Origin of the sequence: Agromyces sp. CCNWLW213 (genome assembly GCF_037199545.1) — a bacterium.
Taxonomy (GTDB): Bacteria; Actinomycetota; Actinomycetes; order Actinomycetales; family Microbacteriaceae; genus Agromyces.
The window spans coordinates 35,886-50,283 of the sequence record NZ_JBBBDX010000004.1 but is presented as its reverse complement, the minus strand read 5'-3'; the positions used below and the strand labels follow the sequence as shown (position 1 = coordinate 50,283).

The following is a 14,398-nucleotide window of genomic DNA, read 5'->3' as shown; positions in this document are numbered from 1 at the left end:
GTCGCTACAGGTTGTAGTGCAGTAACTGCAAGTATGCCTGCGCTGACTGCACGAATGCCGAGACGAGGCAATGAAGCGCCTATGAGTCCGTTCGTCGGCCGACCGTCCGGTCGGTCTGTCGGGTAGGCTGTCGGCATGGACCTCCGCGACCGGATCCTCGACGAGACCCGCCGACTCACGCTCCAGCACGGCGTGATCCCCTCGCTCAACGCGGTCGCCGAGGCGACCCGGGTCTCCAAGGGCGGCCTCATGCACCACTTCCCGACCCGTGCGGCGCTCGTCGAAGGTCTCGCGCGGCGCGCGCTCGACGAGGTCGACCGGGCCATGGTCGCCGCCGCCGCCGAGGGACGTGCCGCGGCCACCTGGCTCGCCCTGTCCGTGCCGAGCGGCGACGACCTCGACCTGTTCCGCGCGATGGCGATCGCCCACCGCGCGCTCGAGCAGCCCGGCGCGCGCGTCCTCGCCGCGGCATCCGAGGCGGTCGCGCGCTGGGAGCGGCTCATCGCGGACGAGGTCGGCGACCCGGTCCGCGCGCGCGTCATCCGCCTCGTCGGCGACGGACTCGCCGGGAACGCCCTCGCCGGCCTCGACGAACCCGCGGCCCGCGGCGAGGGCCTGCGGGCGCTCCTCGAGCACCTCGGGGTCGCGGACCGGCAGCCGTGACGCCGGCGCTGCTGCTGGGCGTCGCGGGCCTCGCCGCGCTCGACGCGCTCAACCCCGCGACCATCGTGTCCGTCGCGCTCATCCTGCTGGCGGCGCCGCGGCGCCCGGGCCTCACCGCCCTCGCCACGGTGTCGGGGGCCGCGCTCACGGTCTTCGCGGTCGGAGCGGCGCTCTACGTCACCGCGGGCGCGGCGGCCGGCGCGGTCGATGGGGTCGTCACCGCGCTGAGGTTCCTCGCGTTCGGCGCCGCCGCCGTCGGCCTCGTCGTCTCGGGGGTCCGCCGGCTCCGCGATCGGCCGAGGAGGCCCGTCGCACTGCCCGACTGGTTCGGCCCGCGCACGGCGATCGCGTTCGGCGTGGTCGTCACGGCCGCGGACCTGCCGAACGCCTTCCCGTACTTCGTCGCGATCGAGCGGCTCGTCGACTCGGGCGCGGAGACCTGGCAGGGGTTCCTCGTGCTCGCGGGATACACCCTGGTGTACTGCCTGCCGTGCCTCGTGCTCCTCGTCGTCGGCCTGCTCGCCCGCGACCGGACGCGGGCGCGGCTCCAGGGGCTCGTCGCGCGATTCGGGAGCGGGACGGTGCGATCGTCGGTCCCGATCGCCGTGCTGCTGGTCCTGTCGGGGATCGCCGTGGCGAGCATCCCGTTCCTGCTGGCCTGACCCTGCGATCCACGCCGGGCCGGCGGCGCCGGTTCAGGGGACGCTCGGCGTCGGCGCGGCGAGCAGCGCGACGCCCTCGATCACCGCCCGGTGGGTCTCGGTCGAGCCGAGGATGCGGAAGTGCCCCGGCACGGGCACCCGGATGTTCGTCGCGCCGTCGAGCAGGCTCCCGCCCGGGATGTGCGGGTCGAAGCGGCCGAACACCGACACGATCCGGGAGTTGACGGATGCCGCACGCGCGAGCATCACGATGGTCTCGTCGCTCGGCAGCAGCGCCCGCACGCTCGGGTCGACGATGAGCCGGGCCAGGCGCGACCCGGCGAACGGCGTGCAGACGGCGACCACGCCGAGCAGTCCGCGCGTGCCCTCGGGTGCGCTTCCGCCGTCCGCGACGCGCTCCCGCGCCGCATCCGCCTCGGAGACCAGGAGGTGCTTCGCGATGAGGCCGCCCTTGCTGTGCGCGACGATGACGCGGCCGGCGTTCGGCACGGGCACCTTCGCGAGCGCACGCCCGAGCCGCCGCGCGGTGTCGGCGACGCCGCGCCGGTTGGTCCCCATGCCGTGCACGACGCGCACCCGGTGGCCGGCCTGCGAGAGGGCGTCGCCGAGCGGGCGCATGAACGACCAGTGCTCGTAGATGCCCGGCAGCAGGACCACCTCGGGCAGCGACGGGTCGCCCCGCCGCCAGCGCTCGGGCGGATGCCACCCCTCGAGGACCACGGCCGCCTGCCGCCATCCGGCGTAGACGTAGTCGCCGGCCCACCACCATCCGCGCTCGATGCGGGAAGGGGGCTCGGGCTCCGACACCGTGGCGACCTCGCGGCCGACGGTCTCGCCGCGCGCGTGCCGCGCGATGAGATCCGCCACTCGATCACCCGCGGTGACCATCGTCTCGTGCCCGCGGTCGGGCACCTCGACGTAGCGGCCGTGCGGCAGCATGAGCGCGACCTGCTCCGCCCATGGCCGCGGGGCGAGCCGGTCGTGCTCGCCGCGGATCACGAGCGTCCGGGCCGCGACATCCGGCAGCACCAGCTCGATGCGGTGGTCGAGCATCTGGCGCAGCTTCCCGAAGTACCAGCGGGGCCCGGCCTGCAGGTACGACCGGATGCCGAGCGCGACGACCCTCGGCCGCAGGAGGGACGGGTCGCCGAGCAGCCGGAGGCCCTGCACGACCGCCGAGCGCTCGCGCGGGTTCACGGTCGGGGCGATGAGCACGACGGATGCCACGAGGTCCGGTCGCTGCGCGGCCGTCTCGGCGACGATCTGCGTGCCCATCGAGTGGCCGACGAGCACGACCGGCCGGTCGAGCCCCTCGGCCTCGATGAGCTCCGCGAGGTACTCGCCCGACTGCGACATGGTGAGCGGTCGCTCCGGCTCGGGCGCCTCGCCGAATCCGGGCAGGTCCAGGGCGAGGACCCGGCCCGCACGGGCGAGCGCGTCGGCGAGCTCGGACCAGTACCGGTGGCCCATGCCGATGCCGTGCACGAGGACGTACACGGGGCCGTCGCCGTTCCCCGATTCGGTGATGACGGTCACCCCGTCGCCGCGGCGGAACTCGCGTGTCAGCGACATCCGCACCCCCTCGCCTGCACCCCGGTCGATCCAGGAGAGCGGAGGTCCGGCAGGACCCGACGACCCGCGAATCCGTCCTGCCCGGCTTCCGCACTCCTGAGGCGATCATGCCGGATGCCGCCCCCCGGGCGCTGAGACGGGCAGGGGGTTGCGCGCGATCGTCGCGCGACTCGCGGGGACCGTTCAGTCGACGAGACCGGACGCCGCGAGCCGGCGCAGCACCTCCACGCCCGCCGGCGGGCATCGGTGGGCCTCGTCGGTGCCGACCCAGTGCACCGCGTCGACCTCTCCCGCGGGCTCCGGCGCGGCGTCCGTCTCGGCGAGGAAGACGTGCATCAGCACGTGGCGGCCCTCGCCCTGCCCGTGAGCGAGCTCGCGCACCGCGAACGCCTCGGCGAGCGCGTCGGGGTCGAGCGCGATCCCGACCTCCTCGAGCGCCTCCCGCGCGGCGGCCTCGGCGGGCGTCTCGCCCGGGTCGATCTTGCCGCCGGGCAGGTAGTGCACGTCGCGTCCGCGTGCGGTGACCATGAGCACCCGACGGTCGCGCACGAGCGCGATCGCGGCGACGTGCAGGTCGGGCAGGGGCGGCATCCGATCAGCCTACGGTCGCCCCGCGTCAGGCATGCTGCTCGGTGACGAACACGTCGTTCAGCGTGACCGTCGTGAGGCCGCGTTCCTCGAGCAGGTCCGCGAGGTGCCCGAACACGCGCGTCGCCGGGTCGTGGTTGAGGTGGCCGATGACGATGCGTCCGGCGGTGAACCACTCCGTCGCGGCCGCGAGGACCTCGCCCTCCGAGGCGGCGGGCGGCCCCAGGTCGCCGTACCAGCGGGTCGGCACGGTGTAGCCGACGGATGCCGCGGCGGCATCCACCCTCGCGTCGTGCCGCCCGTACGGGGGCCGCCAGTACGGGCGGGCGTCGACCCCGTAGACGTCGGCGAGGAAGTCGTGGTTGCGCTGGAGCTCGCCGACGATGCCCGCGTCGTCGAGCGTCGTCAGGTCGGGGTGCGACCAGGTGTGGTTCGCGAGCTGGATGCGGCTGCTCGCGACGTGCGGCCGGAGGGTCTCGGCGTTGTCGGTCCACGAGCGGTAGGTCCCGTTCACGAAGTAGGTGAGCCGCAGGTCGCGTTCGACCGCGAAGGCGGTGTACGCGGCGACCACCGCGGAGTCGGTGCCGTCGTCGAGCGTGATCGCGATGACGTCGCCCGCCTCCGGCGGCAGGCCGGTCAGCGTCGCCGCCGGGACCGCGGTGCGGGGCACGTCGGGCGCCGGGGCGACGGGCTCCGCGGCGGCGGCCGCGCTGCCGCCGGCCTCGGCGCCGCCCCCGCGCGCGTCGGACGCGAGCTTGGCGAAGACGAGCACCGTGCCGATGCCGAGCGAGGCCACGACCGTGCGGCGCGACACGTCGCCCATCGCATGCTCCCGCCCGGCGCCGGCGCGCCTTCCGCGGCTGTTCTACACCCGTCGCCCCACCGCGCCCGGACGTCGCGCGGGCGTGTGCGAACCGCGCGGCATCCGCGGGCCCGCACATTTCGTAGGATGGACACCGACTTCCGGGGCGACTCGCCCCACCCCCTCACCTGGACCATTGGAGCCACCGTGGCCGCACCCACCCGTCTCGATTCCGTCATCACCCTCGCCCAGCACCGGGGCTTCGTCTTCCAGGCGGGTGAGATCTACGGCGGATCCCGGTCGGCGTGGGACTACGGGCCCCTCGGCGTCGAGCTCAAGGAGAACATCAAGCGCCAGTGGTGGCGTTCGATGGTGCAGGGCCGCGACGACGTCGTCGGCCTCGACTCGAGCGTCATCCTGCCCACGCAGGTGTGGGAGGCGTCGGGCCACGTCGCGGTGTTCACCGACCCGCTCATCGAGTGCCTGCACTGCCACAAGCGCTTCCGCGAGGACCACCTGGTCGAGGCCTACGAGGAGAAGAAGGGCCGCGAGCCCGAGAACGGCCTCGCCGACATCGTCTGCCCGAACTGCGGCACCCGCGGCCAGTGGACCGAGCCGCGCGCGTTCTCGGGCCTGCTGAAGACGTTCCTCGGCGTCGTCGACGACGAGTCGGGCCTGCACTACCTGCGCCCCGAGACCGCGCAGGGCATCTTCGTGAACTTCGCCAACGTGCTGCAGGCGGCGCGCATGAAGCCGCCGTTCGGCATCGGCCAGATCGGCAAGTCGTTCCGCAACGAGATCACGCCCGGCAACTTCATCTTCCGCACGCGCGAGTTCGAGCAGATGGAGATGGAGTTCTTCGTCGAGCCCGGCACCGACGAGGAATGGCACCAGTACTGGATCGACACGCGCTTCCAGTGGTACGTCGATCTCGGCATCGACCCGGGGAACCTCCGCCTGTTCGAGCACCCGAAGGACAAGCTCAGCCACTACTCCAAGCGCACCGTCGACATCGAGTACAAGTTCGGCTTCACCGGCGGCGAGTGGGGCGAGCTCGAGGGCGTCGCGAACCGCACCGACTTCGACCTGTCGACGCACGCGAAGCACTCCGGCAAGGACCTCTCGTTCTTCGACCAGTCGAAGAACGAGCGCTGGACCCCGTTCGTCATCGAGCCCGCGGCGGGCCTCACGCGCTCGCTCATGGCGTTCCTCGTCGACGCGTACCACGTCGAGGAGGTGCCGAACGCGAAGGGCGGCACCGACACGCGCACGGTGCTGAAGCTCGACCCGCGCCTCGCGCCGGTCAAGGCCGCCGTGCTGCCGCTCTCGCGGAACGAGAAGCTCTCGCCGCTCGCCCGCGACGTGGCCGCGCGCCTCCGCAAGCTCTGGAACGTCGAGTTCGACGACGCCGGCGCGATCGGCCGCCGCTACCGCCGTCAGGACGAGATCGGCACGCCGTTCTGCGTCACGGTCGACTTCGACTCGCTCGACGACCAGGCCGTGACGGTGCGCGACCGCGACACCATGCAGCAGGAGCGCGTGCCGCTCGCCGAGCTCGAGACCTCCCTCGGCTCGCGCCTCGTCGGGGCCTGACGCACGGCGGCGCGCTGATCGCGCGCTTCGCTCGGCCTCCCGGGCCGGGCGTGTCCACGACATGCCGCCTCTCGTCTGCTCGGGCCGCCGTCCGGGGACACTCGTCGCCAGCGGTGGTGTGGCTGTGCAGAGCGGATGCCGCCGACGCCGACGCCTCGCTAGGGTGAGCCGCATGCACGCGGCATCCGGTGGTGGTGGCTTCTTCGACGTCGAGCGGCACGAGCCGCCGCCGCAGCCCGAGCTCCCGCCGACCCCGCCGTGGATCCAGTCGCCCCGCGACGAGTTGCCCGGGCGGGTCGTGCTCGACGAGGTGCTGTTCCGCAGCGAACACGCCGTGCTGGTGCTCCGCGAGGTGCGCCGGTTCTCCATCGGCATCGAGGTGCGCCTGGCCTGGTTCGCCCGCTCGGCCGGCATGTCGACAGCGGAGTGGGACGAACTGATGCAGTCCGTGCTGGGGTGGCACGGGCCGACGGAGGGCGAGCGTACCCTCCGAGTCGGCATGCGGCTTCCCGACGGTACGCCCCTCCTGCCCCTCCACCTCATGACAGCGGCGCACGACCCGGGCGCCGTCGCGCCCCCGAGCCTCATGTCCGGGCACGGCGGCAGCAGCGGCGGACCCGAGGGCTACGAGGGCAAGTTCACGGCGTGGCTGTGGTGGCCCGAACGCCCGGCCGGCGACCTCGAACTGGTGGCCGAGTGCCGGGGGCTCGAGATCCCGGAGCTCTCGCACCGCATCCCGGCCGACGTCCTCGCCGAGCTGCCCGCACCGCGCGCGCTCTGGGACTGAGCCCGGGCTCAGGCGTCGGCGAGCCGCTTCGCCCGCCATTCGCTGCGGAGCATGCCGTAGACGGCGGAGTCCTGCCACTCGCCGTCGTCCCACTCCGCGTCGCGCAACGTGCCCTCGAGGCGCAGGCCGAGCCGCTCGCAGAGCCGGGCGGATGCCGCGTTGCGGGGGTCGAGGCGCGCCTCGACCCGGTGCGCGACGAGCCGTCCGAAGGCGAGGTCGAGGGCGGCGGCGGCCGCCTCGGCCGCGAGGCCGCGGCCCTGGAAGTCGGGGTGCACGACCCAGCCGATCTCGAGGCGCGCATCCTCCGCCGAGGAGACGCGCAGCATGACGTCGCCGATGACGCGGTCGGCGCGCGGGCGCCCGGCGGCGACCTCGGCCAGCGAGGGCTCGTCGCGCAGGACCATGGCGACGAAGAGCGCGTCGCCGTCGGCGGAGAGCCGGCGCATCCCGGCGCGCGTCGCGGTGTGCTCGCGCGCCTGGTCGCGGTCGCGGTCGGGCCACGGGATGTAGCGCAGGACCTCGGGGAGGCGCTGGTACTCCCACACGTCGTCGGCGTCGGATGCGGCGAGCGGCCGCAGCACCATCCGATCGGAGGGCAGGGGACGATGATCGAGCTCGGCGACGTCGAAGGGGAGGCGCAGTGCGGGCGCGCCGCCGTCGGCGGCCTCGTCGGGGCGGTCGTGCACGGTCACGGAGCGTAAGCGTAGCGCCGATGCGGTCAGCGGGTGCCCGTGCGACCGCCGTCGGCGTCGCGGTCCCGATCGGCGGCACCGTCCGCGCCGGCCGCCTCGGCTCCGGGCCGGATGCCGAACATCGCCTCGAGGCCGTCGAGCCACGCCTGCTGCTCGCCGGCCCGCGCGTACTCGCGCGAACGCGCCATGGGCGTGTGCAGCAGCACGCCGGCCATGTGGCGCAGCGCCGCCTCGGTCCGGCCGTCGTCGTCGCCGCGCACGCGGGCCCGGCGGATCTCGGCGTCGAGCACGTCGAAGACGTGCGTGCGGAGGGCGACGACGGCGGGCGCGAGGTCGAGCTCCTCACCGACGCGACTGAATTTGCGGGCGGCGCGCTCGACGAGCTCGCGCGCGGCGTCGGTGGCGCCGAACTCCTCGAGCGGCGCGTGGATCTTGATCGTCTCGAGGTCGAGCAACTCGACGCCCGGGACTCCCGCGACGTCGGGGTCGACGTTGCGGGGCAGTCCGAGGTCGATGACGAGCTGGCGCGGGGCCTCACCGGTCGCCGCATCGTCCGCCCCGACGTCGTCGGCCGGAGCGGCCCCCTCGCGGGCGGCCCGCAGCGCGACCGGCCCGGGGCGTTCGGCCACGCGGAGCTCGGCACGGCCCAGCTCGACGAGCGAGCGGTCGACGACGAAGTGCTCGACCATCGTGCAGGTGACGATGAGGTCGGCGCTGGCCGCGGCCATGGCGTAGTCGCCGGCCCGGACCGCCGCGATGTCGTGGCTCGCGGCGAACTTCGCCCCGCGGCCCGTCGGGGAGTACACCGACACGTCGGTGACGCCGCGGTCGCGCAGCGCGGCGAGCGAGGCGCCGGCGTAGCGGCCGGTGCCGACGAGCAGCACGCGGACGGCCGACCAGTCGGTCACGCGGCTCTCGGCGAGGTCGAGCGCGAGGCGCACGAGCGAGCGGCCCTCGCTGCCGATGCCGGTGGCGTTCTTCACGCGGCGCGAGGTCTGCGAGGCCCGCTGGAACAGCCGCTCGAGCTCGGGGGTGGTGGTGCCCTCCTTGCGCGCGCGCTCGAGCGAGCGGCGCACCTGGCCCGCGATCTCGCCCTCGCCCACGACGACCGATTCGAGGCCCGATGCCACGGCGAACAGGTGGCCCGCGACCGCGTTGCCGTGCACGAAGTCGAAGGTGCTGCGCAGCTCGTCGGACTCGAGCTCGGCCGCGTCGCCGACCGCGCGGATGGCCCCGTGGACCGCCTCGACGGGCGAGTCGCCCTCGGGCGTGTCGAGGTCGAGGTAGGCCTCGAACCGGTTGCAGGTCGCGACGACCACCGCGCCCTGGACGGCGGGATGCCCGTCGAGGAGCCGCGGCGCCGCGTGCTCCGCGGTCGCCGAGAGCCGTTCGAGCATGTCGAACCCGGCGTTCTTGTGACTCGCGGTGAGACAGATGAGCACCCGACGATTCTACCGGTGGTCGAAAGGTGCTCCGACCGGCCGTGTCATGTTCGGGGTCAGGCGGCGGCGTGCGGCCGGATGATCGGGATGGCGCCCGTGAGCGGCGGAAGCTCGAGACCCTCGGCGGCGAGCGCGGCTCGGTGCCGGGCCTTCCACGATCGCACGGTCGCGAAGAAGGGCGCGTCGGTGAGCGCGTACCGTCCCGGGCGCGGGTCGCTCAGCACCACGGGCAGCTCGATGCTCGACCCGCCCCGCCGGATGCGGACCACGGCGACGGGGACGCCGCTGCTGCCCACCACGGTCCGGTCCGAGCGGATGTTGCGGACCTCTCGCCACGGGAAGTGCGCGACCCGTCGCGGCCGGTGCCCGCCGCTCCAGAACGAGAGCCCGCCGTCGTCGGCGACGATCGAGAACCGCGACGGCAGCGAGGCGGAGCTCCCGCCCGGCCGGCCGAGCTCGGCGAGACGCGCGACGAGGTCGCGGTTGCGGATGCCGCCCGAGACGTCGCCGCGATGGCTCGTCTCGAGCGCGCGACGTCGAGCCGACGCACGGGCGGCCGCCGCGGCGCGCCGGAGCAGCACGACGACCGCCGCCACGAGGGTCGCCGCCGCGAGCACCGCCACGAGTTCGGTGGCGGGCACGTCGGGCAGGCGTGGGACGAGTCGCTCGACCCAGGACTGGCCGAGCGCGAGCCCGGCGACGAGGAGGACGGCGGCCAGCCCGACGAGGATGATCGATCCGTTGCGGTGCCGCGATGCAGTGCTGGACATGGGGTCTCCGTGGGTGGCGGAGGCGCGCCGGGAGGGGAGCCGGGACGGCGCGTCGACGTGCGCGGGGGTGCACGACCGTCCGACTGTATCGCCGTGGGAGCGCGACCACCAGACCCCGTTCTCCATCCGTGCAACACCGCGGGCGCTGGTCCGGGTCAGGACGCGTCCAGTTCGGATGGGGGAGGATGTTGCGCGTGATCCTCTCCCCGCAGCATCCGCTCGCCGCCGGCCTCACCCACGACTCGCGCCTCGTGCGCGCCTACCGGGGCGAGCGCGGCGACACCACGCCGGTCTGGTTCATGCGGCAGGCGGGCCGGTCGCTGCCCGAGTACCGCGAACTGCGCGTGGGCACCCGGATGCTCGACGCGTGCCTCGACCCCGCGATGGCGGCCGAGATCACGCTGCAGCCGGTGCGACGCCACGGCGTGGACGCGGGCATCTTCTTCAGCGACATCGTCGTGCCGCTGAAGCTCGTGGGCGTCGACGTCGAGATCCAGCCGGGCCGCGGTCCCGTGTTCGGCAGGGCGTACGCGGATGCCGCGGGCGTGGCGGAGCTCACCGCGATCGACCCCGCCCTGCTCGACGAGACCGCGGCGCCGATCACCGAGGCGGTGCAGCGCACCGTGGCGGGCCTCGGCGAGCTGACCGCGCCGGGCGCCTCGACCGCCACGCCGCTCATCGGCTTCGCGGGCGCGCCGTTCACGCTCGCGGCGTACCTGGCCGAGGGCGGTCCCTCCAAGGACCACCTCGCCGCCCGCACCCTCATGCACGCCGACCCCGGTGCGTGGCGCGCCCTCATGCAGTGGACGGCCGAGCTCACCGGCCGGTTCCTGCGCACCCAGGTGCTCGCGGGCGCGTCGGCCGCGCAGCTGTTCGACTCGTGGGCCGGAGCGCTGTCGCTCGCCGACTACGAGACGCACGTCGCCCCCGCCTCGGCCGCCGCGCTCGCGCACGTGCACGACCTCGAGTACGAGGTGCCGGACGCCGCGGGGCCGGCGCGGCGCGCGGTTCCGGTCGTGCACTTCGGCGTGGGCACCGGCGAACTGCTCGGCGCCATGAAGTCGGTGGGCGTCGACGTGGTCGGCGTCGACTACCGCGTGCCGCTCGACGTCGCATCCGCCCGGATCGGAGCCGACGTGCCGCTGCAGGGCAACCTCGACCCGGCGCTGCTCGCGGCACCGCGGCCCGTGCTCGAGCAGGCCGTGCGCGACGTGCTCGCACGTGGCCGGGTCGCGCCGGCCCACGTCTTCAACCTCGGCCACGGCGTGCCGCCCGAGACCGACCCCGCCACGCTCACGCGCGTCGTCGAGCTCGTGCACGAGGCCGGGCGATGACCGACGCCGCCGGGCGGCCCCTCGCCGGGGGCGAGCACCGCACGACCGACGTCGTCGTCGTCGGCGGCGGCGTGGCCGGCCTCGTCGCGGCGCTCGAGTGCGCACGGCTCGGACTGGGCGTGACGGTCCTCGAGCAGGCCGACCGCCCGGGCGGGTGCGTCGCACGCATCGAGCTCGACGGGCTGGCGCTCGACCGCGGCGCCGAGTCGTTCGCGACCCGCAACGGCTCGGTCGCGGCGCTCGCCGAGGAGCTGGGCCTGGCCGATCAGGTGGAGACGCCGAATCCGTCGGGCGCCTGGCTCGTGTGGGGCGAGGGCGAGGCGACCAAGGCGGCGCCGCTGCCGCGGACCGGCGTGCTCGGCATCCCGGCGAACCCCCTCGGCGAGGACGTCCGGGCCGTCATCGGGTGGGGCGGGGCCTGGCGGGCCTGGCTCGACCGCGTCACCCCGATCCTGCGGATCGGCCGCGCCGAGCGGCTCGGCCCGCTCGTGCGCCAGCGGATGGGGCGGGCGGTGCTCGACCGGCTCGTCACGCCGATCTCGGCGGGCGTGTACTCGACCGACCCGCACGACCTCGACGTCGACGTGGTGGCACCGGGTCTCAACGAGGCCATGACCCGGGCCGGATCGCTCTCGGGCGGCGTGGCGCAGCTCGTCGGCGAGCGGAAGGCGGGCAGTGCGGTCCTCGGCCTCCGCGGCGGGATGCACACGCTCGTCGACGCGCTCCTCGCCGAGCTCGCGCGCTTCGGCGCGGACGTGCGCACGGGCGTGCGCGTGACCGAGCTCGAGCATCGCGAGCCGGCCGGTGCCGGTGACGCCGCGCCCGCGGGCCTCGCCTGGCGCGCCGCCGGCGTGCGCCTCGCCGACCCCGGCGACGAGCCCGAGGCCGTCGTCGTGGACGCCCGGTTCGCCGTCGTCGCGACCCCCGCGCACGTCTCGAGGGGACTGCTCGCCGGCGTCCTGCCCGAGGACGCGCTCGCCGAGGAGTGGCCCGACGCGGCCTCCGTCGAGCTCGTCACGCTCGTGCTCGACGCGCCCGAGCTCGACGCGGCCCCGCGCGGGACGGGCGTGCTCGTCGCGGCCGGCACGCCCGGGGTGGCCGCCAAGGCCCTCACGCACTCGAGCGCCAAGTGGCCGTGGCTCGCGGATGCCGCGGGCGGGCGTCACGTCGTCCGACTCTCGTACGGCCGGGCCGGCGCCGACGGGCCCCTCACCGGGCTCGACGACGACGCCGTGACGGACCTCGCCGTCCGCGACGCCTCGGTGCTGCTGGGCGTCCCCCTCGATCGTTCCCGGGTTCGCGCCTCCGGGCGGAGCGCCTGGCGGGACGCCCTGTCGCAGGCGGCGGTGGGCCAGCGCGCCCGGGTCCGCGCCCTCGAGGCGGCGATCGACGAGGAGGCGGGGCTCGCGATCACGGGCTCGTGGGTGGCCGGCACGGGGCTCGCGTCGGTGGTGCCGCACGCGACCGACGCGGCCGGCCGCATCCGCCATCTGGCCGTGCGCATCGCCGACGTCGCATAGCCGGAACGGAATACGAGCCCGCCGAACCGCCCGCAACCCCCTTGCGCCCCCCGGGCCGGGGTCTACGCTGGTGTCACTGCTGTCTCACAACCGCAGCGGGGGATGGGGTGCACATGAAGGGCAAGTTCCTCTTCGTCGTCGGCCTCGGCGTGGGCTACGTGCTGGGCACGCGCGCCGGCCGCGAGCGCTACGAGCAGATCCGCAAGGCGGCGGAGGACGTCTGGAACCAGCCGAAGGTCCAGGAGGGCGTCGAGACCGTCAAGGGCTTCGCGCTGAGCCGGGCGGGCGACGTGGGCGACAAGGTCCTCGACGGCGCCAAGAAGCTCGTGTCGCAGTTCACCGGCACGCAGGGCTCGAGCACGCGGTCGCCGGCCGCGAGGTCCGCCACGGTCACGACCACCGCCTCGCCGAAGCCGGCCGCGTCGTCGCCCGGTGCGGCGTCGTCGGGATCGGGCCGCGGCGCGGCGTCGAAGTCGAGCGGCAACGGGACCTCGGGCACCGGCCCGTCGGGTTCGTCCGCCAAGTCCAGCGGAACCGGGTCGGGCTCGTCGAGCTCGTCCTGACCGACCTGACGGAAGTGGAATCGCGATGTCCTCACCACTGAACGACGACCGCGGGCTGCTCACGCTGCTCGGTGAGCTGCCCGACCGCGTCTCCACGCTGGTCCGCGCCGAGATCGACCAGATCAAGGCCGAACTCACCTACAAGGCAAAGCACTTCGGCATCGGGGCCGGCCTCGTCGTCGGCGCCGCCTTCGTCGGGATCTTCCTGCTCGGCACGCTCATCGCCACCGGCATCCTCGCGCTGTCGCTCGTGATGCCGGGCTGGGCCGCGGCGCTCATCGTCTCCGGCGTGCTCCTGCTCATCATCCTGATCCTGCTCGGCGTGGCGATGCTCAACTTCAAGCGCGGCAGCGAGCCGCTCGAATCGATCGAGAGCGTCCGGCAGGACCTCGACGCGATCACCGGAAGGGGAGCGTATGGCAGCCGGGACTGACGTGGCGACGCTCGACAAGAAGACGCAGCGGAACCTCACGCGCCTGGAGGCGCACGACAATGCGCGCGCGGCGCGCGACGAGCTCGCGGCGACGCTCGGGCTGCTCGAGGAGCGCCTGAACGTGCCGAAGCGCGTCGCCCGCGCCACCTCGCGCGCCAAGCGCCGCGTGCAGCGGTTCACCGAGGAGCAGCCCGGCACGGCCATCGCGGTGGTCGCCGGCGTCGCCGTCGCGGTGGGCGTCGGCGTGTGGCTGGTGGTCCGCGCGAACCTCGATCGGTGAGGTCCCCGTGACGGATGCCGCGGCGCACGCCGACGCGTCCGGCAACGCCACCACCGCGGTCGACCGCGCCACGGCCGTCCTCCGCGAGGAGATCCTGAGCGGCGCACTCCCGCCCGACGAGCCGCTCCGCGAGGAGTCCTGCGCCGCGCGGCTCGGCGTCTCGCGGCACACGATCCGCGCGGCGTTCCAGCGCCTCGTCGCCGAGCGGCTCGCGGTCGCCGAGCCGTACCGCGGCGTGCGGGTGACGAGCTTCGACGACGAGCAGCTCGTCGCGCTGCAGCAGCTGCGCGCCGCGCTCGAGGTCGAGGCGGTGCGCATCGCGTTCCAGCGCTTCGGCGGCCGGCTCCCCGAGTCGGTGCTGGCGCCCGCCCGCGCCGCCATCGACGCGATGGAGCTGCTCGGCTCCGGTCACGACGTGCCCGGGAGCGCCACCGACGCGGAGTGGCTCCAGGTCGAACGGCTCCACGCCGACTTCCACTCGGCGCTCGTGGCCGCCTCTGGCAGCTCGCGGATCATCGAGATCCACACCGCCCTCGGCAGCGAGCTGCTGCTCTTCATCCTCCACGCGCGCACGCACTACAGCGTGGTCGCGGTCGTCGAGGAGCACCGGCGCCTCCTCGACGAGCTCCCCACCCGCGGACCGGACGCGCTGCGCGCCCACCTCGAGCACTCCACCCGGCTGCTCCTCGACTGACCC

The 14,398-nt window shown here is 74.5% G+C and carries 16 protein-coding genes; 10 read left to right on the top strand and 6 right to left on the bottom strand.

Going from position 1 to position 14,398, the window contains the following annotated elements; translation table 11 throughout:
- Window positions 1-135: 135 nt before the first annotated feature.
- Together WBQ80_RS09615 and WBQ80_RS09610 are read left to right on the top strand one after the other, a co-directional pair.
- On the top strand, window positions 136-663 hold the full coding sequence (locus tag WBQ80_RS09615) for a TetR/AcrR family transcriptional regulator (protein WP_336570738.1): 528 nt from the start codon (window positions 136-138) through the stop codon (window positions 661-663).
- A complete protein-coding gene (locus tag WBQ80_RS09610; RefSeq protein ID WP_336570739.1) occupies window positions 660-1,325 on the top strand; it encodes a GAP family protein in 666 nt (221 codons plus the stop codon). Before WBQ80_RS09615 ends, WBQ80_RS09610 begins: the two co-directional genes overlap by 4 nt.
- A 33-nt stretch (window positions 1,326-1,358) precedes the next feature.
- Here the strand turns inward: WBQ80_RS09610 and WBQ80_RS09605 are convergent, their stop codons facing one another.
- The 3 genes from WBQ80_RS09605 to WBQ80_RS09595 all read right to left on the bottom strand — a co-directional run bounded on the left by WBQ80_RS09605 (window position 1,359) and on the right by WBQ80_RS09595 (window position 4,308).
- A complete protein-coding gene (locus WBQ80_RS09605; RefSeq protein ID WP_336570740.1) occupies window positions 1,359-2,897 on the bottom strand; it encodes an alpha/beta hydrolase in 1,539 nt (512 codons plus the stop codon).
- Window positions 2,898-3,080: 183 nt separating this feature from the next.
- Window positions 3,081-3,488, bottom strand: coding sequence for an NUDIX domain-containing protein (locus WBQ80_RS09600; RefSeq protein ID WP_336570741.1), 408 nt, complete (start codon window positions 3,486-3,488; stop codon window positions 3,081-3,083).
- Window positions 3,489-3,513: 25 nt separating this feature from the next.
- Complete coding sequence (locus WBQ80_RS09595; RefSeq protein ID WP_336570742.1) at window positions 3,514-4,308, bottom strand: polysaccharide deacetylase family protein; 795 nt, start codon at window positions 4,306-4,308, stop codon at window positions 3,514-3,516.
- A gap of 186 nt (window positions 4,309-4,494) precedes the next feature.
- Here WBQ80_RS09595 and WBQ80_RS09590 point away from each other — a divergent pair, with 186 nt between their 5' ends.
- Window positions 4,495-5,880 (top strand): glycine--tRNA ligase, encoded by a 1,386-nt coding sequence (locus tag WBQ80_RS09590; RefSeq protein ID WP_337282553.1) that lies wholly within the window; start codon window positions 4,495-4,497, stop codon window positions 5,878-5,880.
- A 172-nt stretch (window positions 5,881-6,052) separates the two neighbouring features.
- On the top strand, window positions 6,053-6,667 hold the full coding sequence (locus WBQ80_RS09585) for a hypothetical protein (protein ID WP_336570744.1): 615 nt from the start codon (window positions 6,053-6,055) through the stop codon (window positions 6,665-6,667).
- Window positions 6,668-6,675: 8 nt separating this feature from the next.
- On the opposite strand, the gene WBQ80_RS09580 is transcribed toward WBQ80_RS09585, so the two are convergent.
- Genes WBQ80_RS09580 through WBQ80_RS09570 form a run of 3 tightly spaced genes read right to left on the bottom strand, consistent with a single transcriptional unit; the run spans window position 6,676 to window position 9,571 of the window.
- Window positions 6,676-7,359 (bottom strand): GNAT family N-acetyltransferase, encoded by a 684-nt coding sequence (locus WBQ80_RS09580; RefSeq protein ID WP_336570745.1) that lies wholly within the window; start codon window positions 7,357-7,359, stop codon window positions 6,676-6,678.
- A gap of 26 nt (window positions 7,360-7,385) precedes the next feature.
- Window positions 7,386-8,801, bottom strand: coding sequence for a glutamyl-tRNA reductase (locus WBQ80_RS09575; protein WP_336570746.1), 1,416 nt, complete (start codon window positions 8,799-8,801; stop codon window positions 7,386-7,388).
- Between the two features lie 56 nt (window positions 8,802-8,857).
- A complete protein-coding gene (locus WBQ80_RS09570; RefSeq protein ID WP_336570747.1) occupies window positions 8,858-9,571 on the bottom strand; it encodes a hypothetical protein in 714 nt (237 codons plus the stop codon).
- A gap of 185 nt (window positions 9,572-9,756) precedes the next feature.
- On the opposite strand from WBQ80_RS09570, the gene hemE reads away from it, so the two are divergent.
- The 6 genes from hemE to WBQ80_RS09540 all read left to right on the top strand — a co-directional run bounded on the left by hemE (window position 9,757) and on the right by WBQ80_RS09540 (window position 14,395).
- The gene (gene hemE, locus WBQ80_RS09565; protein WP_442892665.1) at window positions 9,757-10,905 is read left to right on the top strand and encodes a uroporphyrinogen decarboxylase; all 1,149 of its coding nucleotides are present in this window, start codon (window positions 9,757-9,759) and stop codon (window positions 10,903-10,905) included.
- Window positions 10,902-12,425, top strand: a complete 1,524-nt coding sequence (hemG, locus tag WBQ80_RS09560; RefSeq protein ID WP_336570750.1) for a protoporphyrinogen oxidase — start codon at window positions 10,902-10,904, stop codon at window positions 12,423-12,425. Before hemE ends, hemG begins: the two co-directional genes overlap by 4 nt.
- Before the next feature lie 113 nt (window positions 12,426-12,538).
- On the top strand, window positions 12,539-12,988 hold the full coding sequence (locus tag WBQ80_RS09555; RefSeq protein ID WP_336570752.1) for a YtxH domain-containing protein: 450 nt from the start codon (window positions 12,539-12,541) through the stop codon (window positions 12,986-12,988).
- 25 nt (window positions 12,989-13,013) lie between these two features.
- On the top strand, window positions 13,014-13,421 hold the full coding sequence (locus tag WBQ80_RS09550; protein WP_336570754.1) for a phage holin family protein: 408 nt from the start codon (window positions 13,014-13,016) through the stop codon (window positions 13,419-13,421).
- Window positions 13,405-13,701, top strand: a complete 297-nt coding sequence (locus tag WBQ80_RS09545; protein WP_336570755.1) for a DUF3618 domain-containing protein — start codon at window positions 13,405-13,407, stop codon at window positions 13,699-13,701. Before WBQ80_RS09550 ends, WBQ80_RS09545 begins: the two co-directional genes overlap by 17 nt.
- A 7-nt stretch (window positions 13,702-13,708) precedes the next feature.
- The gene (locus tag WBQ80_RS09540) at window positions 13,709-14,395 is read left to right on the top strand and encodes a GntR family transcriptional regulator (RefSeq protein ID WP_336570756.1); all 687 of its coding nucleotides are present in this window, start codon (window positions 13,709-13,711) and stop codon (window positions 14,393-14,395) included.
- The last annotated feature ends 3 nt before the right edge of the window (window positions 14,396-14,398 follow it).